This window comes from Roseateles sp. P5_D6, from assembly GCF_054049415.1.
On the sequence record NZ_JBFUMK010000004.1, the window covers coordinates 92840 to 115755 of the forward strand.

General features: G+C 69.2%; 18 protein-coding genes. 7 read left to right on the top strand and 11 right to left on the bottom strand.

The window, feature by feature from the left end; all coding sequences use genetic code 11:
- Window positions 1-177 precede the first annotated feature (177 nt).
- Complete coding sequence (locus ACXJKM_RS06270; RefSeq protein ID WP_457351032.1) at window positions 178-1110, bottom strand: ornithine cyclodeaminase family protein; 933 nt, start codon at window positions 1108-1110, stop codon at window positions 178-180.
- A 202-nt stretch (window positions 1111-1312) separates the two neighbouring features.
- Here ACXJKM_RS06270 and ACXJKM_RS06275 point away from each other — a divergent pair, with 202 nt between their 5' ends.
- The gene (locus ACXJKM_RS06275; RefSeq protein ID WP_457351034.1) at window positions 1313-4225 is read left to right on the top strand and encodes a TonB-dependent receptor plug domain-containing protein; all 2913 of its coding nucleotides are present in this window, start codon (window positions 1313-1315) and stop codon (window positions 4223-4225) included.
- Window positions 4226-4401: 176 nt separating this feature from the next.
- Here the strand turns inward: ACXJKM_RS06275 and ACXJKM_RS06280 are convergent, their stop codons facing one another.
- The 5 genes from ACXJKM_RS06280 to ACXJKM_RS06300 all read right to left on the bottom strand — a co-directional run bounded on the left by ACXJKM_RS06280 (window position 4402) and on the right by ACXJKM_RS06300 (window position 9821).
- Window positions 4402-5304, bottom strand: a complete 903-nt coding sequence (locus tag ACXJKM_RS06280; protein WP_457351036.1) for a S66 peptidase family protein — start codon at window positions 5302-5304, stop codon at window positions 4402-4404.
- Window positions 5283-6371, bottom strand: coding sequence for a serine hydrolase (locus ACXJKM_RS06285; RefSeq protein WP_457351038.1), 1089 nt, complete (start codon window positions 6369-6371; stop codon window positions 5283-5285). Before ACXJKM_RS06285 ends, ACXJKM_RS06280 begins: the two co-directional genes overlap by 22 nt.
- Complete coding sequence (locus ACXJKM_RS06290) at window positions 6368-7612, bottom strand: D-amino acid dehydrogenase (protein WP_457351040.1); 1245 nt, start codon at window positions 7610-7612, stop codon at window positions 6368-6370. The genes ACXJKM_RS06285 and ACXJKM_RS06290 overlap by 4 nt, the downstream gene beginning before the upstream one ends.
- 108 nt (window positions 7613-7720) lie before the next feature.
- A complete protein-coding gene (locus ACXJKM_RS06295; protein ID WP_457351042.1) occupies window positions 7721-8614 on the bottom strand; it encodes a hypothetical protein in 894 nt (297 codons plus the stop codon).
- Window positions 8615-8624: 10 nt separating this feature from the next.
- Window positions 8625-9821 carry an amino acid aminotransferase gene (locus tag ACXJKM_RS06300; protein ID WP_457351044.1) on the bottom strand — a complete coding sequence of 399 codons (1197 nt, stop codon included), beginning with the start codon at window positions 9819-9821 and terminating at the stop codon, window positions 8625-8627.
- Window positions 9822-9930: 109 nt separating this feature from the next.
- Between ACXJKM_RS06300 and ACXJKM_RS06305 the strand changes: the two genes are divergently transcribed.
- On the top strand, window positions 9931-11382 hold the full coding sequence (locus ACXJKM_RS06305) for an alkaline phosphatase family protein (protein WP_457351045.1): 1452 nt from the start codon (window positions 9931-9933) through the stop codon (window positions 11380-11382).
- Here the strand turns inward: ACXJKM_RS06305 and ACXJKM_RS06310 are convergent.
- Complete coding sequence (locus ACXJKM_RS06310) at window positions 11379-12482, bottom strand: DUF2332 domain-containing protein (RefSeq protein WP_457351047.1); 1104 nt, start codon at window positions 12480-12482, stop codon at window positions 11379-11381. The two genes, ACXJKM_RS06305 and ACXJKM_RS06310, sit on opposite strands and share 4 nt — an antisense overlap.
- 56 nt (window positions 12483-12538) lie before the next feature.
- Here ACXJKM_RS06310 and ACXJKM_RS06315 point away from each other — a divergent pair, with 56 nt between their 5' ends.
- Both ACXJKM_RS06315 and ACXJKM_RS06320 read left to right on the top strand, forming a co-directional pair.
- Entirely contained in the window at window positions 12539-13192 is a 654-nt protein-coding gene (locus tag ACXJKM_RS06315; protein WP_056192022.1) for a Crp/Fnr family transcriptional regulator, read from the top strand.
- A gap of 132 nt (window positions 13193-13324) precedes the next feature.
- The gene (locus tag ACXJKM_RS06320) at window positions 13325-14881 is read left to right on the top strand and encodes a tryptophan halogenase family protein (protein ID WP_457351050.1); all 1557 of its coding nucleotides are present in this window, start codon (window positions 13325-13327) and stop codon (window positions 14879-14881) included.
- Window positions 14882-14887: 6 nt separating this feature from the next.
- Here ACXJKM_RS06320 and ACXJKM_RS06325 read toward each other — a convergent pair whose 3' ends face one another.
- Window positions 14888-15379, bottom strand: a complete 492-nt coding sequence (locus ACXJKM_RS06325) for a glutathione peroxidase (RefSeq protein WP_457351051.1) — start codon at window positions 15377-15379, stop codon at window positions 14888-14890.
- A gap of 158 nt (window positions 15380-15537) precedes the next feature.
- Here ACXJKM_RS06325 and ACXJKM_RS06330 point away from each other — a divergent pair, with 158 nt between their 5' ends.
- Window positions 15538-16500: a hypothetical protein gene (locus ACXJKM_RS06330; RefSeq protein WP_457351053.1), complete on the top strand. Its 963-nt coding sequence runs from the start codon at window positions 15538-15540 to the stop codon at window positions 16498-16500.
- A 45-nt stretch (window positions 16501-16545) separates the two neighbouring features.
- Here ACXJKM_RS06330 and lplT read toward each other — a convergent pair whose 3' ends face one another.
- The gene (gene lplT, locus ACXJKM_RS06335; protein ID WP_457351055.1) at window positions 16546-17835 is read right to left on the bottom strand and encodes a lysophospholipid transporter LplT; all 1290 of its coding nucleotides are present in this window, start codon (window positions 17833-17835) and stop codon (window positions 16546-16548) included.
- Window positions 17836-17956: 121 nt separating this feature from the next.
- Here lplT and alr point away from each other — a divergent pair, with 121 nt between their 5' ends.
- Complete coding sequence (gene alr, locus ACXJKM_RS06340; RefSeq protein ID WP_457351057.1) at window positions 17957-19057, top strand: alanine racemase; 1101 nt, start codon at window positions 17957-17959, stop codon at window positions 19055-19057.
- Window positions 19050-19457, top strand: coding sequence for an alternative ribosome rescue aminoacyl-tRNA hydrolase ArfB (gene arfB / locus ACXJKM_RS06345; RefSeq protein WP_457351059.1), 408 nt, complete (start codon window positions 19050-19052; stop codon window positions 19455-19457). The genes alr and arfB overlap by 8 nt, the downstream gene beginning before the upstream one ends.
- On the opposite strand, the gene ACXJKM_RS06350 is transcribed toward arfB, so the two are convergent.
- Together ACXJKM_RS06350 and tet are read right to left on the bottom strand one after the other, a co-directional pair.
- Complete coding sequence (locus ACXJKM_RS06350; RefSeq protein ID WP_457351061.1) at window positions 19451-21622, bottom strand: prolyl oligopeptidase family serine peptidase; 2172 nt, start codon at window positions 21620-21622, stop codon at window positions 19451-19453. The two genes, arfB and ACXJKM_RS06350, sit on opposite strands and share 7 nt — an antisense overlap.
- Window positions 21623-21687: 65 nt before the next feature.
- Window positions 21688-22893, bottom strand: a complete 1206-nt coding sequence (tet, locus tag ACXJKM_RS06355) for a Tet(A)/Tet(B)/Tet(C) family tetracycline efflux MFS transporter (protein ID WP_457351063.1) — start codon at window positions 22891-22893, stop codon at window positions 21688-21690.
- Window positions 22894-22916 lie beyond the last annotated feature (23 nt).

Sequence of the window (22916 nt, forward strand, 5' to 3'; positions counted from 1 at the left end):
CGGCTCGATGCCGCGAGCATCGCCGTCCCCGCGGGGGCTGAGGCCGGACACGGCAAGTCCTGTGGACTTGTTGAGCCTGCCGAAGAGCAGCCGCTCCGGCGGCTGCGCGGTCTGCAAGACCGACCGGGATTGCCGGCGTTCAGCCGGCGCAAGACCGGGCGAGGGGCTCGTTTCACTTCAACAGGCTCCCAGGCGGTGGGCGACGAGGCGAGCCAGGGCCACGTCCTCCAGGCCGATGCCCACGCTCTTGTAGACGACGATGTCCTGCGCCTCGCGCGGACGCGGGCTGACGATCAGTTCGCCCAGCTCAACGAGCCGCTCGGGCGCGATGACGCCCGGCACGGCCTGCACGATGTCGCCGGCTTCCAGCTCGGCGGCGGTGCGCCATTCAACGACGACCAGGGCCGCACGGGCCAGCAACGCATCGTCCAGCTCGCGCGCCGTCTTCGTGCTGGAACCAACCGCGGCAACGAAGGCACCGGGCTTGACGAGAGCGCCGCCGAACAAAGGCGTGGCCGAGCGCGTCGCCGTGACAACCACCTCGGCCTCGGCAGCCGCCGTGGCGGCGTCCACAACCTGGGCCGGGAAGCCGATCTGCGCCTCGATGTCGCTCGCGAAGGCCTCGCCGCCACTGCGCGCGCAGACGAGCACGCGCTCGAAGCGCCGCACCCGCGTCAGCGCCTCGACATGGGCTCGCGCCTGGATGCCGGCGCCAAAGACGGCCAACGTCCTGGCCTCTGGCAAAGCCAGCAGGTCGGCCGCCACGGCGCTGGCCGCGGCCGTGCGCAGCCGCGTGAACTCGTTGGCCTCCAGCGTCGCAATCGCCTCGCCGGTCTCGGCCGAGAACAGGCTGACGAGGAAGTGGTACTTGCCGTTGCGCGCCGAATAGACCTTGGTGCCGAGCACCGCCGGCAACTCACCGTCGGCGTCGAGGATGGCCCCCATCGCGCTGATCGCGAGCGCGGCGCTGCCCTGCGTGGCGGTGGCACGGTGGCGGGCCAGCACCTGCGCCTGGCCGCGGCCGTGCTGGGCAAAGGCGGCACGCAGGGCGGCCACGGCGCTGTCCGGGTCGAGTACGGCCGCGACATCGGCCTCAGTGATCAATCGCATGAAGAAAACCTCCGCCGGCACTGTATGAGGGCCGCCGCGCACCGTGCGCGTGCTTTCACATCAGCACGCATTCCCGCAGGTTATGTGCAGCGCACAAGCATTCATTGAACAGCGCGCAACACCTGGGGTGCGGCCCCCTGGGCGCTCCCCCGCGCGCCAGCGAACATCGGCGGCAATCGAATCACATGCAGGAGTCCTTGAGATGAAGTTGAATCGTCTGGCAACCCAGCTCGCCATCGTCGGCCTCGCCGGCCATACCGGCGCTGCCCTGGCGCAGAACGACAGCGCGCGACTGGAGCGCGTCGAGGTGACGGGTTCCAGCATCAAGCGGATCAAGGATGAGGGCGCCCTGCCCATCCAGGTGATCAGCCGGCGTGAGCTGGAGCGGGCCGGCATCGCGTCGGCCGAGCAGATGATCATGCAGCTCAACATCAACGGCAACGGCCTGGACAACCTGGCCGGCAATGCCGACGTGGTGGACGGCGCCGCGCGCGGCAACAACGGCGCCAGCAGCGCCAACCTGCGCGGCCAGGGCAGCAATGCAACGCTGATCCTGCTGAACGGCCGCCGCGTGGCGGCCCACGGCTTGAACGGCGGCACGGTCGACCTGAACCAGATTCCTTTCGCCGCCATCGACCGCGTCGAGATCCTCAAGGACGGCGCCTCGGCCATCTACGGTACCGACGCCATCGGTGGCGTCATCAACTTCATCCTGCGCCAGAACTACAGCGGCGTGACGATCAACGCGCTGGCCGACGTGCCGCAGCAAAAAGGCGGCGAGATCTACGGCGCCTCGGTGACGGCCGGCTACGGCAACCTCGACACGCAGGGCTTCAACTTCCTGGCCTCGCTGTCAGTGCGCGACAACAAGGTGCTGCGCGGCGACCAGCGCGACTTCGTCAACACCTACCAGCCCGATCGCGGCCTGTCGCCCGACACGCGCGGCACGCCGATTGCGACGCTGTTCGCTGTGGCCGGCACCACGCCAACCGGCGCTGCGCTGGGCAACGTGCTCAGCCAGGGTGGCAACAACACCGCCGGGCCGTTCGACTTCGCCAACCCGGCGCTGCGCGTCAACGGCATCAACATCCTCGACCTGCCCGGCGGCGCCGGCTGCTCGTCGGTGGATGGCATGAGCCCTTACCAGGAGACGCTCTGGGCCACCGCGGCGTCCAAGTACGGCTGCGCCTGGGACACCGGCCGTGCCGCCGTCATCCAGCAGCCGATCAAGAACACCAACCTCGTCAGCCGCCTGACCTTCAAGCTGGGCGACCACCGCGTGTTCGGCGAGGCCGTGCTGGGCCGGGCCGAGTCCACCAAGAGCTTCTCGCCCAACCAGATCACCAGCGGCTCGGGCACCGCCACCATCAATCTGGCCGGCACTGTTTACCCCAGCCCCTTCCGCAACCTGCGCTACCCCAGCACCGGCGCAGGCTACAACGACGTGTTCAACGCGCTGGTCAAGTCATTCCCGGCGCTGGAGGCCAACCGCGGCCTGCCGATGGCCTTCCGCTGGCGCTGCATGCCCTGCGGCAACCGCGAGATCGACACCACGGCCGACACCGCGCGCTTCCTGGTCGGCGCGGACGGTGCCTTGCCTTTCCTCACCGATTGGGACTACCGCGTCGGTTTCTCGCGCGCCGAGAGCAAAGGCAGCTCCACGGTCGGCAAGGGCTATCACTACTGGCAGCCCTTCGCCGACCTGATCAACACCGGCGTGCTCAATCCCTTCTCGCTGACGCAGACGCCCGAGGCCCTGAAGGCGCTGGACGCCATCAAAGCCGAGGGCGTGACGCTGTACGGCGGCAAATTCACGATGGAGCAGGCCGACGCGACCGTGTCGGGCCCGGTGTTCAAGCTGCCCGGCGGCACGGTGATGGCTGCATTGGGCGTTGACTCGCGCACCGAAAAGTACAAGTTCGACGGCGACCAGCGCTCCAATGCCAACACCGTCGCCGCACAGATCTTCAACGTGCCCTTCGACAACGCACTGGCCACGGCCGGCACCCTCAAGCGCACCATCAAGGCGGTGTTCGCCGAGGTGGCCGTGCCAGTCATGAAGGACATGGAGATCACCGGCGCCATCCGTCGCGACGACTACACCGGCTTCGGCTCGACGACCAACCCCAAGGTCTCGCTGCGGTACAACCCGACCGAGCAGCTGCTGTTCCGCGGGGCCTACAGCACGGGCTTCCGCGTGCCGACCTTCAAGCAGATGTTCGACCCGATCACGGAGAGCACCTTCGTCGGCGCCGACTTCACCGACCCGGCCACCTGCTCTTCGCGCGTCGTCTCCAACACGCCGGGCTGCCAGTCCGTGCGCGACTTCAGCACCCTGTTCGGCGGCAAATCGACGCTGGGCCCTGAAGAGGCCAAGATGTACAGCGCGGGCGTCGTTTTCCAGCCAACGAAAGACCTGGTGGCCAGCCTGGACTGGTGGTCGATCGAACGCACCGGCACGATCCAGTCCTTCGGCCTGACGACGCTGGCCGAGAACTACCAGTACTTCAAGGACAACTTCATCCGTGACGGCAGCGGCAAGCTCCTCGCCGTCGACACCCGCTATGTGAACGCCGGCGAGACCAACACCAAGGGTCTGGAACTGGGCCTGCGCGGCAACACCAACGCCTTCGGCGCGGCGTGGACGGGCAGCTTCGACGTGTCCTACCTGCTCGACAAGAAGTCGCGCCTCGTGCCGAGCGCGCCGATGGGCAGCAGCGAGGTCGGCCGCTTCACCCGCGCCGGCGACCTGGGCATCCGCTGGAAGCACACCGCCACGCTGACCCGCACCGAGGGCGACTGGGCGGCCACGTTCCAGCATGTCTACCGCACCGGCTACCAGGACTTCGTGCTGCCCGGCGTGGCTAACGGCACCGTGACGCCGGCGAACTGGAACCCGCGCGTGGCGGCCTACTCCATCCTGAACGCCAGCCTGGCCTACGGCGGCATCAAGAACCTGACCATCACGGCCGGCATCAAGAACCTGCTCAACGAAGACCCGCCGTTCAGCGTCACCTACGACACCAACACCGGCGCCGGCTCCAGCTGGGAACCGCGCGTGGCCGACCCGCGCGGCCGCTCGTTCACGCTGCGCCTTGAGTACCGCATGTTCTGACCCCTCTGACTCCCTGCCGGCCCCGGAAGCCGGTTTCCAGCCCCGCCTGTGTCGGGGCTGTTTTTTTGATGAGTGCCAGTTGTGTCGCGAGGCGGCCCAACCCGCGCAAGCGCGGCACGCCTGGCGGCGCGTGACTGGCCCTCCTCACTCGGCTGCTTCGCAGTCGAGAAGGCCGTTCACACGAGGGTCAGCGTGCCGGCAGCGACGGCCATCTCGGCGGCTACGCCCAACGGCAGCGGCCGATTCGGCTGACCATGGCCCGAAGGCCAGCCGGCGAGCACCGGGCAGCGCAGCTTGGGGAGGTGATCGGCCAGCACGGCGTCGGGACTCTCAGCGCCGCTGAAGCTGCCAACGACAAGACCGGCAATGCGGTCCAGCACACCGGCCAGGCGCAGTTGGCTCAGCATGCGGTCGACACGATAGGGCTCTTCGCTGATGTCCTCGATGAAGAGCAAGGCGCCGTCGGCATCGGGCAGATAAGGCGTGCCGAGCAACGCACAGAACATCGCCAGATTGCCGCCGATCAGGTGGCCCCTCGCACTGCCGCCGTGGCTGAGCGCATGTGGCGGAGCCTGACCGATGACGTCACCGACGCGCCAACCGCGAGCCAGGCCCTCGAACAGCGCATCGGTGTCGGCTTGCGCGCCGGGCAGGCCCCAGTCGCTGGCCGGCATGGACGCGTGCAGGGACGGGATGCCCGCCTGGCTGCGCAGTGCATGCAGCACGGTCAGGTCGCTGTAGCCGATCAGCAGCTTGCGCGTGTGCGCCAGCAGGCCGAGGTCGATGCCATCCATCAGCCGGATGCAACCGGAGCCGCCGCGCAGTGCAAGCACGGCGTCGAACTGCGGGTCGCCAAAGGCCGTGTGCACGTCGGCCAGGCGCACGGCGTCGGGTGCGGCGAGGAAGTCCAGCGGTGGCGGGCCGAAGCAGCTTGGCAGCAGACGGGCTTGATAACCGCGCTCGCACAACCAGCCTTCAACTGAATCGAGCCGACCTGGCTTGGGCGGGCCGGCCGGCGCGATGACGGCGACGCATGCGCCCGGGCGCAGCGGCGGGATCAAGAATTCGTCTTCAGCCATTGGTGAACGGCTGCGCCCAGGGCCGGCAGCTTCCAGGTTGTCGAAGCCTCCGGATGCGGTGCGTAACGCATCCCCAGGCTGGTGGTCACCGCAATCAAGTAGTGCAAGTCGCCGTCGTGCACGATGCCGGCATCGCTCGTGTAGTTCTGCGTGTTGCCGGTCTTGTGCGCGAAGTGCACCGGGATGCCGGGCACCCAACCCGGCAAGGCTCGCAGCGACTCGCTGCTGAGGTTGTGGTGCAGCTTCTGTGCATCGAGCGCGCGGCGGATGACTTCGCGGCTGGCGGGGCTGATCAGCGTGGGCTGGGCGGGCGCATCAGCGTCCAGCCGCCACATCAGCCGCAGTGCGTCCCAGGCCGTCATCTGGATCTGGCCCACGCCCGAGCCGGCCGCATTGCCCCAACCGCCATCGGGCTGGGTGTTGGCGATCATCAAGCCCGGCAGGCCAGCGGCAGCGAACAACTCGTGCATCTCGTTGTGCACCTCGCGGCCGCCTTCGCGACGGATGGCACCGCGCTCGTGCAGATGGGTAACCAGCGCCGAGGTCGCTTCGTTGCTGCTGACGGTGATCATGTCAAACAGCCAGTCGGCCATTGCGCGGGTCTTGCCCGTGAAGTTCAGAGGCAGCGCCCAGTCGCTGCGACCCGCATCGACGAGATGACCCGTGCCGACGGCCACCATCATCTTCAGCAGCGAGGCCGGATAGGGCGCGACAAAGCGCGGCCCGCTGCCGAACCAGGCCGGGAAGTCGATGCGAGTCCAGTCCGCGCCAGGCAGCCAGGCGTAGGAATCGCCCTTGGCGTCGCGCACGTCGGCATGAAAGGCGATGTTGGCGACGGCACCGGTGGTGGCATCGAAGCGCGCAATCAGCCCCTGCGGATGCTCGCGCGAGAACAGCACATTGGCGCAGACCGGCGCCTTGCCGTCGCGCGGAAAAACCGCCACCGCGAGGTCGATGCTGGGCGGGGCATCCAGCGGCTCGCCGCCACGCAGGCTGTCGGCCGTCTGCTCGAAATGCCGGGCCTGGACGGCTTGCAGCAGCGCTGCAGCCAGGTCGTCTTTCCTCACAAGCGCAATCCCTCCAGGGGCAGCGGACTCGCGCGGCCCGACACCAGTTCGGCCACGATGTTGGCCGTTGCGAAAGAGAACGTGAACCCCAGGGCACCATGCCCGACATTCAGCCACAGCCCGGGCACGCCGCTGGCGCCGAGGATGGGCGCGCCGCTGGGCGTGGCCGGGCGCAGGCCGGCCCAGGGCGTGGCGCGGTCATAGTCGGCCGCGTGCGGGAAGGTGGCTCGCACCGAACGCTGCAGCGAGGCCAGCCGCCTGCCGTCCAGACTCAGGTCGTCGCCGACAAGGTCGACCATGGCGGCGATGCGCAGTTCCTGGCCGATGCGGGCGTAGAGGATCTTCTTCTCGAAGTCGGTCACGCTGACCTCAGGAGGCCGGTGGCCGGTCTCGATGGGCGCAGTCAGGCTGTAGCCTTTGAGCGGATAGAGCGGCAGCTCGACGCCCACCGTGGCCGCCAGCGCCCGGCTGTGCAGGCCGGCGGCGAGGACGACCGAATCCGCGCCAATGCCGCCGAGTTCGGTCTGCACGCCCAGCACGCCGCCCTGGGCATCGCGCTGCAGGCTCTTGACGCGGCCGCCGAGCCGGCCGCGAAAGCGCTCGTGCTGGCCCAGCCTTTCGTACAGCGCCGTGCAGAAGGCATGGCAGTCGGCCACCGCCTCGCCGGGCGTGAAGATGCCGCCGGCCAGCGTGGCCTCGGTGTCGGCCAGGGCGGGTTCCAGCGCGACGCACTCGTCATGCGACAGGGCCTGTTCGGCACCACTGCCCTTCACACGGGCGGCGACACGCACGAACTCCGTCGGCTTGCGGTAGACGACCAGCTTGCCCGGCGTGCGCAGCGCGATGCTGTCGCCCAGCTGCGCCTGGGCCTGCAGCCGCGCGAACGAGGCCTGGCTGTAGGCGCCCAGGGCCAGCAGCCTCTCGGTGGTGCGCCGGTTGACCGGCCCGCGGCAATTGCGCAAAAAGGCGATCAACCAGGCCCATTGCGCCCAATGGGCCTCGGGTTTGAAGCGCAGCGGGCCGTCGGGGTCGAGCAGCCAGCGCAGCGCCTTCAGCGGCACGCCAGCGTCGGCCAGCGGCGACACGTAGCGATAGCTGAGCTGGCCGCCATTGGCACGGCTGGCGCCCTGGGCCACCTCGCCGTCGCGCTCGATCAGCGTGACGCCGTGGCCACGCTCCAGCAGCGCCCAGGCGGTGGTCAGGCCCACCACACCGCCGCCGATCACCACGCAATGCTTCATCCTGCCCTGAACTTCTTGAACCTGGCGGCAGGGTAAAGACGGCGTGCGGCCGCTGCCAATGAAACCGGCGGCCACGGCCATAACCGTGCGACATGGGAGCGGGCGCACTCAGAGGCCGGGCGTCGGCCTGGCGCGGCGGTTGAAATGATCGTCAAGCACATCCAGATAGGCGCGCTGCGTGTCGGGCGGCAATGAGATGCGCAAGGTGTCGCGCAGCATCGCGGCGCCCTCTGGCGTACCCAGAGCCGCGTCGATGATGCGGATGGCCGCGTGGCCCCAGGCGGTGCGCGGGCAGGCGATGCCGCTGACGATGGCCTCGCTCGCACCCTTGATGGGCAGCGCCGCCAGCGCCGGTTCGCCCGATTGTTCGTCCGCGGGCTGGCTGGCCTGGGCGATCAGGACGTTCGGGTAGTCGAGGGTGTAGTCCGCCCGGCGCTGCATGAGCATGGGCAACAGGCTGCTGCCGTAGTCGCCGCCGAACAGGTGCTGCACCTGCGGGCCGGCGGGCTGGGCCTTGATCAGCGCATCCAGGGCCGGCCCGTAGCTGCGTCCCTGGGCCAGCACGCCGCGCAGCGAGGCGTCGGCCAGCAGGGCCTTGAGGTCCACGGCGCCGTTTGCGTCCAGCGGCAGCGCGGCGCGACGGTCCCGGCGCACGATGAGCTGGGGCGGCGGCACCAGCCAGGTGTCGGTGAAATAGGCCAGGCGCTCGCGCTCCGGTGTGCGCGCGGCGCCGGCATGGCAGGCCCGCCGACGCTCGCGGATGAGCACCCAGCTGCGCTCGGCATTGGCCACCGTGGGCTGCAAGGCCACACCGGGCAGCCGCGCCTGCAGCCAGCGCGTCAGCTCGTCTGCGGGGTAGCGCATGACGTCGCCATCCGGCACCACCATGGTGTTGCTGACCAGCCAGAGGATGGAGTCGACCGCCGGCGGTGCGTCGGCGGCCAGGCCGGTGCTGCTGGCTACCGCAATAGCAAGGGCAAGGCCGGCCTCCCGGACTCGCATGCGCGGGTCCTCAACCAGCCAGCACGGCCGCCATCGCCTCGGCGGTGGCTTCGACGTTGCGGGTGTTCAACCCGGCCACGCACATGCGGCCGGAGCGCAGGATGTAGACGCCGAACTCGGTCTTGAGCCGCTCGGCCTGCTCGGCGGTGAGGCCGGTGTAGCTGAACATGCCGCGCTGGGTCAGGAAGTAGCTGAAATCGCGGCCCGGCAGCTTGGCGGCGAGCACGTCGTGCAGTTGGCGGCGCATGGACTGGATGCGCTCGCGCATGTCGGCCACTTCGGCCTCCCACATCTCGCGCAGCACCGGCGTGGTCAGCACCTTGGCCACGACCTGGCCGCCATGCATGGGCGGGTTGGAGTAGTTGCGGCGGATCATGAACTTCATCTGGCCAAGCACGCGCGCGGCCTGGTCAGCATCCGGGCAGACAACGCTCAAGCCTCCGCAGCGTTCACCGTACAGGCTCATGCTCTTGGAGAAGCTGTTGGCGATCAGGAAACTCAGGCCCTCGTCGGCCAGCAGGCGCGGCGCGAAGGCGTCTTCGTCGATGCCGTCGCCATAGCCCTGGTAGGCCAGGTCCAGGAAGGGCAGCAGGCCGCGCTCGCGGATCACGGGCACCAGCGCGCGCCATTGGTCCTGCGTCAGGTCGACGCCGGTCGGGTTGTGGCAGCAGGCGTGCATGACGACGATGCTGCGCGTGGGCAGGGCCTTGAAGAAGGCCAGCATCGCGTCAAAGCGCAGGCCGCCGGTGGCCGGGTCGTAGTAGGGATAGGTCTCGCAGGTGTGGCCCGAACCCTCGAAGACCGCACGATGGTTGTCCCAGGTCGGGTCGGACAGGTAGATCTTGCTGTCGGGGAAGTAACGCTTGAGCAGGTCGGCGCCGACCTTGAGGCCGCCGCTGGAACCCACGCCCTGGATGGTGGCGATGCGGCCGGCGGCAATCGCCGGGTGGTCGGCACCGAACAGCAGGGCCTGCACGGCGCTGCGGAAATTGGCCGCGCCTTCCATCGGCAGATAGGGCCGCGGGCCGGCCACCTCGACAACGGCCAGTTCGGCCGCGCGCACCGAGGGCAGCATGGGGATGCGGCCGTCGTTGTCGAAATAGATGCCGATGGACAGGTTGATCTTGCCGGCGCGGGGGTCCTTCTGGAAGGCCTCGTTGAGGCTCAGGATGGGATCGCCGGCATAGGCATCGACGTGCTCGAACATGGGGTGGGTCTCCGATGGGAAGTGCCGATTATCCAGAGCCTCGTCATCAAGGCTGTGGACTGCGGTTGAACCCACCGGTGCTAGCCTGCGGCGGCTCAGGGAGAGCCCTATGCCGGTGCGTCATGTCTTCGTGTTGATGTTGGAGAACCGCTCCTTCGATCACTTCTTCGGGCTCAGCGGCCGCGTGCCCCGGCCCGCCGACCCTCGCTTCGGCCCCGGCGCCACCGACCGCGCCAGCGCTGATCCGCCGCACGAGTTCGATGCCGTTCGCCAGCAGATCAACGGCGGCGCGATGGACGGCTTCCAGGGCGTCGGCTGGCAGGGCTTCGAGCCTGCACAGGTGCCCGTGATCCAGCAGCTCGCCGACGAGTTCCTGCTGTTCGACAACTGGTTCTCTTCCCTGCCGGGCCCGACCTGGCCCAACCGCTTCTTCGTGCATGCCGCGTCCAGCGGCGGCCTGGCCACCAGCCCGACGAACCTGCAGATCGCCGGCTCGGTGATCGCGAGCAATTCGGTCTTCCGCTTCGAGCACGGCACCCTCTTCGACCGCCTCAACCAGCGTAGCCAGCCCTGGCGCATCTATCACGGCGACGTCGTTCCCCAGGTGCTGGCCCTGCCCGGCATGGCCAGCACCTTCATCAAGCCCAACGAACGCTTTCATCCGTTCAGCAATGGCGATGAAGAGCACCCCGTGCACAGCGATTTCGCGACCGACGTCGCCCACGCCAACTACGCCCCCGTCTACACCTTCATCGAGCCCGCCTATGACCCCAGCGGCAGCTTCGGCAGCGGCAACTCCCAGCACCCGCTGGGCCGGGTCAGCGCCGGCGAGGCGCTGATCAAGTCCACCTACGAGAGCCTGCGCAATTCGCCACTGTGGCCCGACAGCCTGCTGCTCATCACCTGGGACGAGCATGGCGGCTTCTACGACCGGGAGCCGCCGCCGGGCGCCACCCCGCCGGGCGACGCGCCGCTGAACCGGCCGACGCCCGACGTGGGCTTCGCCTTTGACCGCCTGGGCGTGCGCGTGCCCGCCCTGCTCGTCTCGCCGTGGGTGGCGCGCGGCAGCCTGGGCAGCCAGGTTTTCCCCGGCCAGTCTTTCGACCACAGCTCGGTGGTCAGGTCGGTGTTCGACACCTTCGGCCTCGGCCCGGCGCTGACAGCCCGTGACGCGGCAGCGCCCAGCTGGACCTCCGGCCTGCTGGCCGCGGCCCGCCAGGGCGCCGCCGCCGGCCCGCTGACGCTGGCGGACCCGGTGCGCGATGCCGCGCCGGCCGCCGCGCCGCCTCACCGCGACGAGGTGGACGGCTTCCTCGCCGGCCGCGCGCTGATCGCGCACGAGCTCGACCGTGCGATGACGGCCGCATCGGGCGATCGCCCCGTCGGCAATCTGAAGCCGCTGACGCCGGCCCAGTTCCGCGCCAAGCGCAAGGCGGCGCTGAACGATCCCGAATTCCCGTCGCACGTCGCCCAGTACGTGCAGGAGGTGGGTGCACGCGCTCAGGCGCACCGTGACCGCGTGAAGCGCCGGGCCCGACGCACGGCGGCGGCGCCGGTCTAGCGCCAGGCCACCCAGCGCCCGTGCGGGTGGCTCCAGCCCAGCGCTCGCTCCGCGACCCGGCCGGCTTCGAGGTGGCGCAGCGTCCACAAGGTCATCGACGAGGCGGCCTCGTCGGCAGGCAGGACCGGTTCGGGAGGCACCGCCTCTTGCGCACTCAAAGCCGGCAGATCGCCGCAGATCCAGGCCAGGCCGTGGCTCAGCGCCAGCCGGTCGGTCGTCGCGCGCAGCCGGTCGAGGTCGGCGTCATTCAAGTAGTACAGCACCCAGCTCGTCAGCAGCACCGGTTGAACGCCCGCGGGCAGACCGGCCAGCCACGGCTCGATCGCGGCGATGCAGTCGTCGGCCTGGCGCACCGTGTGCGGCAGAGACTGCATCTGATGCGCGGCGCGGGCCAGGCGTTCGCGGCGGGTGGCGTCGTGCGGCCACAAACAGGCCTGCAACCAGCGCAGGCGCTCCGGGTCGCCCGGATCGACGGGGGCGGGATCGAGGCCGTAGCGCAGCGTCAGTCGCCAGTCGGCGGCCGCGGGCGGCGGCGCAGCGCCCAGCCAGCGCGATTCGATCTCGGCGCGCCGACCATCGCGGGCCGGACCGCGCTCATGCCAGCGACCATCGTCAGTGCGATAGCGCAGCGCGTATTGGTCGACACCGAGGTTGAGGCCGGCACTGCAACCCAGGTCCAACAGCGCGAGGTGGCGGGCGCCGGTGGCACGCGCCGCATCGCCTAAAGCCGGCCAGAGGGCCGCGCCGCGGGCGATCTCGTTGGTCTGCGTCGCGCCATGACGCAGGTGATGCAGCAGCGCCGGCCATTCGCGCTCGAGGCAGGCCGACAGCGCGGTGGCCAAGGCCGCGTCCGGCTCACGGCTGCCACCGGCGCTGGGATAGTAGGCGGCCAGTTCGGGCGCCGCACCGGCCAGCACGCGTTCATGCAGGGCCGCCAGCAGCAGATTGACCTTGCGCTGCTCGGGCGGCGCCTCGGCCAGCAGCGCCAGCGCCCCCTCTTGATCGGCAGCGACGCGGCACAGCGCGACGTAGAGGGGCTCCTGGCTGCATTCCTCGCGCCCGAAACGGGCCAGCAGCGTCGACAGGTCTGATCTTTCCATGTGCCCAGCATAGGCAGGCCGCGCGTCGCCTTGTGTCGGCCAGCCGACAATGCGCCATGCCCCTCGACTCGGCCCTGCAGCGCGTCTTCGATGCCCATTTCCCGGGCGTCGCGCTGCCCGCCGATATCGCCGCGGGCATTGCCGGGCGCCGCCTGGCCAATGGGCGCAGCCTCTTCGTGCAGGGCCAGAAAACGGCGGCCTTCTACGCGGTCGCGGCCGGCGAGATCGAGACCCGTTTCACGGCCGCGGACGGCACGGTGTCGGTCATCGAGAACGTCGGCCCGCCGCGACTCTTCGGCCTCGCCGCCTTCGCCGCCGGCCAGCCTTCGGAATACGAGGCGATCGCGCGCGGCGCCACCGAGGTGCTGGTCTTCGGCCGCGAGGCCTATACGCGCCTGATGGACGAGGTGCCGGGCTTCGCGCGCGCCCTGCTGGCCGAGTTCGCCCGCCGCTATGACGGCACGCTGCGCCTGCTGCAGGCGGCGCGCCACCAGGGTGCAGCCGAACGCTTCGCATTGGCGCTGGCGCAGCTGGCCCGCGAGCGTGGCCGTGCGGCTGACGAGGGTTGGGTCGAAGTGCAGGCCACGCAGGCCGAGCTGGCGCGCCTGGCCCATCTGTCGCGGCAGACGGCCAACGAGCTGCTGGGCGAGGCGGAGGCCGCCGGCCAGGTCAGGCGGGGCCGAGGCCGCTGGCTGTGGCGGGCTCGGTAACGGCCGGAACGGGCGTGCAGGACGGCACGCTCGCTCGCCGCGTTACATGTCGGCGCGCCGGGCTTCGGCCGTAATGTGGCAACCACCGGCCCGGGCTTCCCGACCCGCCGGCGTTTTTCCGGAGCTACTGCCTTGTCCGACATCCAATCCATCGTCATCGTGGGCGGCGGCAGCGCCGGCTGGCTGGCGGCCTGCTTCCTGCAGCGCGCCCTCGGCGCGGTGCGCCAGACACCGCTGCCCATCACGCTGATCGAGTCACCGCGCATCGCCGGCATCGGCGTGGGCGAGGCCACGCTGCCGACGCTGCGCGGCATGATGCAGGCGCTGGGCCTGCCCGAGGCCGCCCTGTTCGGCGCGGCCGATGCGACGCTGAACAACGGCGTGCGCTTTCACGGCTGGCGCAGCGGCGGCAGCGCGGCCGACGACAGTTACGACCACCCCTTCGACGCGCCCCCGCCCTTCGGCGGCTTCGCGACGACGGCCCACTGGCTGAACCTGATGCAGCGCGGCCTGACCCAACAGCCCATGGCCCAGGCCTGCACGGTGCAGACGACGCTGTTCGACGGCCACCAGTCACCGAAGCTGATGGACTCGCCCGACTACCAGGCGCCGGTCAACTATGGCTACCACCTGGATGCCGCCAAGCTGGCCATGCTGCTGCAGCAGACCGCGCTGCGGCGCGGCGTGCGCCATGTGCAGGGCGAGGTGGCCCAGGTGCAGCGCGGCGCAGCCGGCATCGAGGCGGTCGAACTGGCCGACGGCCGGCGCTTTGCCGCCAGCTTCTTCGTCGACTGCAGCGGGGCAGATTCACTGCTGCTGCAGCGGGCCCTGGGCGTGCCCTGGGTGTCCTATGCCGACTGGCTGCCCTGCGACCGCAGCATCGCCGTGCCGGTGGCCTATGCGCGGGACGACACCGCGCTGCGCAGCCACACCGCCATCACGGCCCAGGACGCCGGCTGGAGCTGGGAGATCGACCTGCAAAGCCGCCGCGGCACGGGCTATGTCTATGCGTCGCGCTTTTGCAGCGACGACGAGGCCCTGCAGCGGCTGCAACAGCTCAATGCCGGGCACCGCGCGCTGGCCGCGCCTCATTTCACGACGCTGCGGGCCGGCCATGCCGCGCGGATCTGGGAGCAGAACTGCCTGGCCCTGGGTGCGGCGGGCGGCTTCGTCGAGCCGCTGGAGTCCACCAGCCTCTACCTGGTCGAATGGGCGCTGCAGATGTTCGTCGACCATGTCGCGCCCTCGGGCAACAGCGCGGTTTGCCGCGACCGGCTGAACCGCCTGGCGGGCGACTTCCACGAGGAGCTGCGCGACTTCATCGTCGCCCACTACACACTCTCGCAACGGCGTGACACGCCGTTCTGGCGTACCTGCACCGACGCAGCGGCCCTGCCGCCGCGCCTCGTCGAGTTGCTGGCCCTGTGGGATGCCAAGGTGCCGACGGCCACCGATCTGGACAGTCGCCTGTCGCCCTTCGGCCCGTCCAACTGGTCCTATGTGCTGGCCGGCCTGCACCGCCTGCCCAGCCAGGGCATCGGCCTGGCCGCCCACATCTCCGCGGAGGTCAGCCAGCAGGCCCTGGCCCATGTGCGTGACGTCCGCCGCGCGGCATCGGAGCAGTCACCGACGATGCGGGACTATCTGCGCAGCCAGCAGGGGATGGCCCCGCAGGTAACAGCTCACTGAAGCGAGTCAGGTCGCGGCGAGTGCCGCTTCAATGTCGCCCCGCATCTTTTCAGGCGGGTCATTTGGCGCATAGCGCTTGATGACCTGGCCGTCGCGGCCGATCAGGAACTTGGTGAAGTTCCACTTGATGGCCTCGGTGCCCAGGAAGCCCGGCTTCTCGCTCTTCAGGAACTTCCACAGCGGGTGGGCCTCGCCGCCATTGACCTTGGTCTTGGCCATCATCGGGAAGCTGACGCCGTAGTTCAGCTCGCAAAAAGACGCGATCTGGTCGTTGCTGCCGGGGTCCTGGCCGCCGAACTCGTTGCTCGGGAAGCCGATGACGACCAGCCCCCTGGGGCCGTAATCCTCCCAAAGCTGCTCCAGGCCCTTGAACTGCGGCGTGAAACCGCATTCGCTGGCCGTGTTGACGATGAGCAGGACCTTGCCGCGCTGCGAGGCCAGGTCGGCCGGCTCGCCGCGGATGGAAACGGCCTGGAAGTCGAAGACGCTCTCGCTCATGGGCTTCCTCCCTAGAAAGGCCGTCCATACTAACCCCAGGCAGGCCCGAGGGTTTGTAGCATGGCGCCGCCCGCGCGGCTGGCCGTCCAATCGCGCGAACTTGGCGCCCCGTCCTCCGGGACAGGCTCACGTCAGCAACTTCGGAAACCACCCCATTCATGGATCACCTGGCTTGCTACACCCCGGCCGACCTGGCCGGACGCACCCCGCCCGACTTCAGCACCTTCCGCTGGAAGCTGCTGGCCCAGGGTGACTCGTGGTTCTCGAATGCGCGCGCCAAGCTCAACGCCCACGCCAACCTGCTGCAGGAGCTGGTCTTCAAGTCCAACACGGCCGCGGTCAATTGCGCCGGCACCGGCAATGCGCTGTCGCACATGGTGGACCTCGAGTCCAGCCCCGACTTCGTGCGCCTGCTGACCGGCCCCGACGCGCCGACCTGGGACGGCATCCTGCTGTCCGTCGGTGGCAATGACCTGATCGCCGCGGCACGCACGCCGGCCCAGAACTGGAATGGCGAGCCCATCCCCCTGGAGCTGCGCCTGCTGCGCCGCCAGACCGAATGGGGGCCGCCTTCGGCCGGCGTCGCGCGCTATTTCTCCGAGCCCGGCTGGGCGACCTATTCCGACTACCTGCGTGCCAACGTCAAGCACCTGCTGTCCTTGCGCGACCAGGGCCCGTCCACGGGCAAGCCGGTCTTCATGCATTGCTACGCCGTGCCCATGCCGCGCCCGGCGGCCGCCGAGGGCGGCGATGACCTGGGCGCGGGCGGCCCCTGGCTTTACCCGGCGCTGAAGGCCTATGGCGTGCCCGCCGCCGATTGGGCTGCCGTCAGCCGGCTGATGGTCTTCCATCTGGCCCAGCTGCTGAAGAGCATGGCCGCAGACAAGGAAGCCTTCCGCGGCCTCTTCATCTTTGATTCGACCGCCGTGCCGCTGGCACTGGCCGCGCCGGGCTCCACCGGCATCAGCGGCGACTGGCACAACGAGATCCACCTCAACCACAGCGGCTGCTTCAAGATCGCACGTGCCTGGAGCGAGCACATCGAGATGGTGCTGGAAGGCAAGCACCTGATCCCGGTTCCCACCGGCCGCAAGGGCCGCGGCAGCAGCGCCAGCAGCTGACCGTCCCGTCTTTCTGGCAGGTCTGCCAGGTCTGCCGGGGCCGGATTACCGGTCCTGCGGCAGGTGATCCGTGCGGGCCAAGTCGAGCAGATGCTCGACCTCTTCCTTGTGCACGACCAGGTTGCGCTGGTGCCAGCGCCGGATCCACCACATGGCACCGGCCACGACGACGCCGAAGATCGTGATCGCGCCGAAGGCCGACAGGCCGAAGCGGGTCATCGCCGTGTAGAAGGCGCCCAGGCCCAGGATGCAGGCTTGCTCGTTGAAGTTCTGCACCGCGATGCTGCGGCCGGCCCCCATCAGGTTGTGGCCGCGGTGCTGCAGCAGCGCGTTCATCGGCACGACGAGGTAGCCGCCGATGCCGCCCAGCAGGATCAGGAAGGGCGCGGCCACCCACACGTTGTGGATGAGGTTCATGAAGATGACCAGCAGCCCCATCGCGATGCCCAGCGGGATGACGGAGGTGGCGCGGTCCAGCCGGCAATACAGCGATGCGACGACGGCACCAACCGCCGTGCCAATGGCGACGACGCCCACCAGCGAGGACGCCTGCGTCGTGCCGTAGCCCAGGGCGGCCGCGGCCCAGGCCAGCACGATGTAGCGCAGATTGCCGCTGACACCCCAGAACAGCGTCGTCGTCGCCAGCGAGATCTGCCCGAGCTTGTCCTGCCAGAGCCTGCTGTTGCAGGACGAGAAGTCGCGCACCAGGCCCAGGAAGCTGTGCGCATAGGGCTGCAGCGGCGCCGAGGTGCGCGGGATGCGCAGATTGAACAGTGCCGCCAGCACATACAGGCCCACCAGGCTGGCGATCGCCGCCTCGGGTGCGGAGTCGATGCCGGTCTCCATCATCGGCATGTCGATCAGCAGCAGCAGGTGCGAGACGCGGTCACCGATCAACTGACCACCGAGCAGCACGCCCAGGATGATGGACGTGATGGTCAGGCCCTCGATCCAGCCATTGGCCTTGACGAGCTGGGACGGTGGCAGCAGTTCGGTCAGGATGCCGTACTTGGCCGGCGAATAGGCGGCCGCGCCCAGGCCGACGATGGCATACGCCGCCAGTGGGTGGGCGCCGAACAGCATCATCAGGCAGCCCACCACCTTGATGCTGTTCGAGAAGAACATCACCTTGCCCTTGGGCACGGCGTCGGCAAAGGCTCCGACGAAGGGCGCCAGCACGACGTAGAACAGGGCGAACATCGGCACCAGCGCGGCGCGCTGCCACTCGGCGGCGCCGGAGGAACGCAACAGCTCGACGGCCGCGACGAACAGTGCGTTATCAGCCAGCGAGCTGAAGAACTGCGCCGTCATGATGGTGTAAAAGCCGCGTTTCATCGGTCGGAGCGCAATCCTGAACTGTCTTCTGCTTGTAGGCCGGTAAAACGGGAGCGGCGCGGGTTTATAGCACGCCCCTAGTTCGGCAGCGGCGCCCCAAACCCGGGCGCAAAATCCGGCCATGCCTCGCCCGATTGAAGCCCTGATTCATACCGAAGCGCTCGCTCACAACCTGGGTCGCGCGCGCGCTCAAGCCCCCAACGCCCGAGTCTGGGCCGTCGTCAAGGCCAATGCCTATGGTCACGGCATCGAACGCGCCTTTGAGGGCCTGCGCGCCGCCGACGGTTTCGCGCTGCTGGACTTGGCCGAGGCCGAACGGTTGCGCGCCCTGGACTGGCGGGGCCCCATCCTGCTGCTGGAAGGCGTGTTCGAGCCGCGCGACCTGGAGCTGTGCTCGCGCCTGAAGCTGTGGCATGCCGTGCACTGCGAGCAGCAGATTGACTGGCTGGCCATGCACAAGACGCACGAGCCACACCGCGTCTTCCTCAAATTGAACTCCGGCATGAACCGTCTGGGCTTCACGCCAGCCGCGTTTCGCGCCGCCTACGCGCGGCTGGAGGCCCTGCCCCAGGTCGACGAGATCGGGTTGATGACTCACTTTTCCGATGCAGACAGCCTCCGGCAAGGTATCGACGGCATCGCCCACCAGTTGGCCGCCTTCGAGGCCGTGACCGAGGGCCTGGCCGGCGAGCGCAGCATCGCCAACAGCGCGGCCACGCTGCGCCATCCGGCGCGCACGGCCCAGGACTGGGTGCGCGCCGGCATCATGAGCTATGGCGGCGTGCCCGATTTCCCCGAGCACGACGCCGCTCACTGGGACCTGCGGCCGGCGATGACGCTGCGCTCCAAGATCATTGGCGTGCAGCAGCTGCAGCCCGGCGACACCATTGGCTACGGCAGCGCCTACACCGCCGAGCGGGTCACGCGCGCCGGTATCGTCGCCTGCGGCTATGCCGACGGCTACCCGCGCCATGCGCCCACCGGTACGCCCGTCCTGGTGGACGGCAAGCGCACGCGCACGCTGGGCCGGGTGTCGATGGACATGCTGGCGGTGGACCTGTCCGAGCTGCCTGCCAGCGGCTTTGGCAGCGAGGTGACGCTGTGGGGCGAAGGCCCACACGGCAGTCGCCTGCCCATCGATGAAGTCGCGCAGTCAGCCGGCACCATCGGCTACGAGCTGATGTGCGCCGTCGCGCCGCGCGTGCCAATTCGAAATGCCTGACATCCACTGGACCCCGCGCCCGGACGAACTCGAGTTCGACGCCATCCGCGCCAGCGGCCCCGGCGGCCAGAACGTCAACAAGGTTTCGAACGCGGTCCATCTGCGCTTCGACATCCACACCTCCAGCCTGCCCGAGGCCGTCAAGGCGCGGCTGCTGAACTGGGCCGACCAGCGCATCACCTCGGAGGGCGTCGTCGTCATCAAGGCCCAGGACTCGCGCAGCCTGGAACGCAACCGGGCGGACGCCGTCGCGCGGTTGATCGAGCTGGTGCAGGCCGCCGCGCACGTGCCCAAGGCGCGCCGCGCGACCAAGCCGACCTATGGTTCCAAGCAGCGCCGGCTGGAAGGCAAGGCCAAGCGCAGCGACATCAAGGCCGGGCGGCGCAGCAAGGACTACTGAAGCGGGGACTTCATGCCCAGCTGGTCGAACAGGAAGGCGTAGATGTCCGCCATTTGGTTCACGCGGATGGACAGCGAGCTGCCCATGCCATGGCCGGCGTGGGCGTTGATGCTCAGCAGCACCGGCCGGCCGGAGCCGGTTGCCGCCTGCAGGCGCGCAACCATCTTGCGCGAGTGCATCGGGTTGACGCGCCCGTCCGTCTCGCCGGTGGCCATGAAGATGGCCGGGTACTTCGCACCGTCCTGCACGTGGTGATAGGGCGAGTAGGCGTACAACGCCTGGAACTGCTCCGGGTTCTTCACCGTGCCGAATTCGGTGACGTTGAAGGCGCCGTTCGGGTCCAGTTCCACGCGCAGCATGTCGTAGATGCCCACTGTCGAGACGACGGCGCGGAACAGCTCGGGATGCTGCGTGAACACCGCCCCCATCAGCAGCCCGCCGTTGCTGCCGCCTATGGATCCCATGCGGGCCTTGGAGGTGTAGCCCTTGTCGACCAGGTATTGGGCCGAGGCGGCGAAGTCGTCAAAAACGTTCTGCTTGTTCGTCAATGCGCCCTGGGTATGCCAGGTTTCGCCGAACTCACCGCCGCCGCGCAGGTTGGCGATGACGTAGACGCCGCCCGCGTCCAGCCACAGCCTTGTCGCCGCGCCCAGGAAGCGCGGCACCAGGCTGACGTTGTAGCCACCATAGCCGGTGAACAGCAACGGTGCGCTGCCATCGAGCTTGAGGCCCTTCCTGCGCACGATGTTGAGCGGGACGCGCGTGCCATCCTTGCTTGTTGCGAACTCGCGCACGACCTCCACGTCGCCGAAGGACACCGGGCTGGTCTGGCGCAGCGCCGTGGGTCGGCTCCTGCCGCTGTCGGCATCGATGCGCATGAACTGCGGCGGCTCGAGATAGGTTTTCACCGCGACGAGCAGGCTGCCGTCGTCCATCACGGCCATCTCGTCCACGGTCGCCACCTCGGGCAGCTGCAGCTGGCCGCGAGGCTTGCCGTCCAGGCCGTAGATGGCCACGCGCGACGGCCCGCCGACGATCTCACGCAGGTAGATGGCGTTCCTGGTGAGGGTGATGTTGCCCGCGCCGAACTCGCCGCCGGGCTCCAGCGCCGCATCGGACTCGGGCACGATGGTCTGCGCATGGGCCAGCGTCAGGTCATCGAGCGCCAGCTTGAGCAGCTTGCCGCGCGGCGCGCCCTGCCGGGAGATGAGATAGAGCCCGTCAGGTCCCAGGGCTGCGGCGACGACCTTGTCCTCGAAGCGTGTGACCTGGCGGACGCCTCCATCCCTGGCGATCAGGTAGTGGGCGAACTCGCCGCCGTCGCCATTGGCGACCGAGGCGATGACGCCAGGCGCGCCGGGCCGGGCGTCCAGTGCGATTTCGGCGACGCGCGGGAAGTCCTTGCCCAGCACATAGACGTCCTTTGCCGGATCGTCGCCGACGCGGTGGTAGTAGATCTGCTGGTAGAAGTGCTGGCGCTCGGCCGGTTCCTTGGCGCCGGGGTAGCGCGTGTACCAGAAGCCGGAGCCATCCTCGCGCCAGGCCAGGCTGCCGCCGCCGGTGGGGTATTGCACGTTGAGAATGACCTTGTCGACATCCTTGCCCGTGGCCACGTCGACGATGTGCAGCGAGCCGTCCTCGCTGCCGTTCTCCGACATCGACACCGCCACCAGCTTGCCCGTCGGCGAAGGCACATACCAGTCGATGGCCGTCGTGCCCTTGGGGTTGAGCGTGTTCGGGTCCAGCACCACGCGGGCCTTGGCGGGGTCGGCGTCCTGGCCCAGCACGGCCAGCATGGGCTGCTGCCTGGGCGGCTGGTTGTACAGCGCGAACAGCTGGCCCGGCGTGGCGTGCAGGTCGTAATAGGCGCTGGAGCTGGCCGTGGCCTGCTTCATCAGCCAGTCGAACATCGGCTGGCGCGCCGGCAGCTTGCCGAAATAGGCGCGCGTGCGCTTGTCTTGCGCCGCGCTCCACTGCTTCACCTTGGGATCGCTGGCTTTCTCCAGCCAGCGGTAGGGGTCCCTGACGCTGACGTCGCCGTAGCGGTCGGTGACCGGCTTCACCGGCGTCGGCGGCGCGCCCGGGTCGGCGGCATGGGCCAGCAGCGCGGCACCCGCGAGGGCAAAAGCGCCGCACAGGCGCGTCAGAGCGAATTGCCAGGCCATCTGTTCTCCCCGTGAAGAGCGCGCCAGCGTAACGCCCTTGCCGAGTGGTGGGGAACGGCTGGTTGTTACGCGGTGCGAGCGCGGCGACTGAACAGCATGGGCAGCGCGATCAGATACAGCACCGCGGCGATCACCCAGACGCAGCCAGGCCAGGCGCCCTGCGTCGCCGCAAAGCCGGCCGTGACCACCAGCGGCCCGCCGATGCCGATCAGGCTGGTCAGGCTGGCCAGCGTGCCCTGCAACCCGCCCTGGCGCTGCTCGTCCACCTGCCGCGCCAGCATGGCCTGCAGCGCCGGCAGGGCCAGCCCGCCGATGGCGAACAGCGGCAGCAGCGCAAACGGCATCCAGCCCGCCACCGCCACACCCATGCCGACAAAGCCCAGGCCGTCGGCCGCCATGCCGGCCAGCAGCGCGCGCTTCTCGCCGAGCCTGGCCACCATCGGCCCGGTGACAAAGGCCTGCGAGATGGYATGCAGGCCGCCATAGCAGGCCAGCGACAGGCCCGCCACCCAGGCAGTCCAGCCGTAGCGGTCCTGGCCGTACAGGATCCACAGCGCCGCCGGCACCTGCGACACCAGCGCGACGACGGCAAAGACCCCCACCAGCGGCAGCAAGGGCCGCTTGCCCTCCAGGCGATGCAGTGCCGAGAAGGCGTTGAACTTGCTGGCGTCCAGCCGGGCCGTGCGGTTCAGGTTGGATTCGGGCAGGGCGAACCAGGCCATCCCCAGGTTCAAGGCATTCATGACGGCCGCGGCGACGAAGGGCGCTCGCAGCGACCACTCACCCAGGGCACCACCGATCAGCGGCCCGACGACAAAGCCCAGGCCCATGGCCGCGCCCATCTGGCCATAGCGCCTGGCGCGGTCGGCCTCGGGCGTCACATCGGTGATGTAGGCCGTGCCCACGGCCATGCTGGCGCCGGTGATGCCGGACAGCACCCGCCCGACGTAGAGCCAGGCCAGGTTGGGCGCCAACGCCATCAGCACATAGTCCGCCGCGGCCCCGGCCAGCGAGGCCAGCAACACCGGCCGGCGGCCGAAACGGTCGCTCAGCGCACCCAGCACCGGGGAAAACAGGAACTGCATCGCCGCGTAGACGGCCAGCAGGGCGCCGTAGTGGTGGGTCGTGGCCTCGGCGCCGGCCAGCTCGCGCAGCAGGCCGGGCAGGATGGGGAACACCAGGCTCATGCCCACGGCGTCCAGCAGCAGCGTCATCAGGATGACGGTCAAGGCTCGATTCACGTCGGTCTCTCTATCGTTGATAGGGAACATTCTGCCGCAGCTTCTCTATCATT

Coding starts and splice junctions, on each gene's coding strand:
- ACXJKM_RS06270 (WP_457351032.1), bottom strand. CDS start 1,110: ATGCGATTGATCACTGAGGCCGATGTCGCGGCCGTACTCGACCCGGAC.
- ACXJKM_RS06275 (WP_457351034.1), top strand. CDS start 1,313: ATGAAGTTGAATCGTCTGGCAACCCAGCTCGCCATCGTCGGCCTCGCC.
- ACXJKM_RS06280 (WP_457351036.1), bottom strand. CDS start 5,304: ATGGCTGAAGACGAATTCTTGATCCCGCCGCTGCGCCCGGGCGCATGC.
- ACXJKM_RS06290 (WP_457351040.1), bottom strand. CDS start 7,612: ATGAAGCATTGCGTGGTGATCGGCGGCGGTGTGGTGGGCCTGACCACC.
- ACXJKM_RS06295 (WP_457351042.1), bottom strand. CDS start 8,614: ATGCGAGTCCGGGAGGCCGGCCTTGCCCTTGCTATTGCGGTAGCCAGC.
- ACXJKM_RS06300 (WP_457351044.1), bottom strand. CDS start 9,821: ATGTTCGAGCACGTCGATGCCTATGCCGGCGATCCCATCCTGAGCCTC.
- ACXJKM_RS06305 (WP_457351045.1), top strand. CDS start 9,931: ATGCCGGTGCGTCATGTCTTCGTGTTGATGTTGGAGAACCGCTCCTTC.
- ACXJKM_RS06310 (WP_457351047.1), bottom strand. CDS start 12,482: ATGGAAAGATCAGACCTGTCGACGCTGCTGGCCCGTTTCGGGCGCGAG.
- ACXJKM_RS06315 (WP_056192022.1), top strand. CDS start 12,539: ATGCCCCTCGACTCGGCCCTGCAGCGCGTCTTCGATGCCCATTTCCCG.
- ACXJKM_RS06325 (WP_457351051.1), bottom strand. CDS start 15,379: ATGAGCGAGAGCGTCTTCGACTTCCAGGCCGTTTCCATCCGCGGCGAG.
- ACXJKM_RS06330 (WP_457351053.1), top strand. CDS start 15,538: ATGGATCACCTGGCTTGCTACACCCCGGCCGACCTGGCCGGACGCACC.
- lplT (WP_457351055.1), bottom strand. CDS start 17,835: ATGAAACGCGGCTTTTACACCATCATGACGGCGCAGTTCTTCAGCTCG.
- alr (WP_457351057.1), top strand. CDS start 17,957: ATGCCTCGCCCGATTGAAGCCCTGATTCATACCGAAGCGCTCGCTCAC.
- arfB (WP_457351059.1), top strand. CDS start 19,050: ATGCCTGACATCCACTGGACCCCGCGCCCGGACGAACTCGAGTTCGAC.
- ACXJKM_RS06350 (WP_457351061.1), bottom strand. CDS start 21,622: ATGGCCTGGCAATTCGCTCTGACGCGCCTGTGCGGCGCTTTTGCCCTC.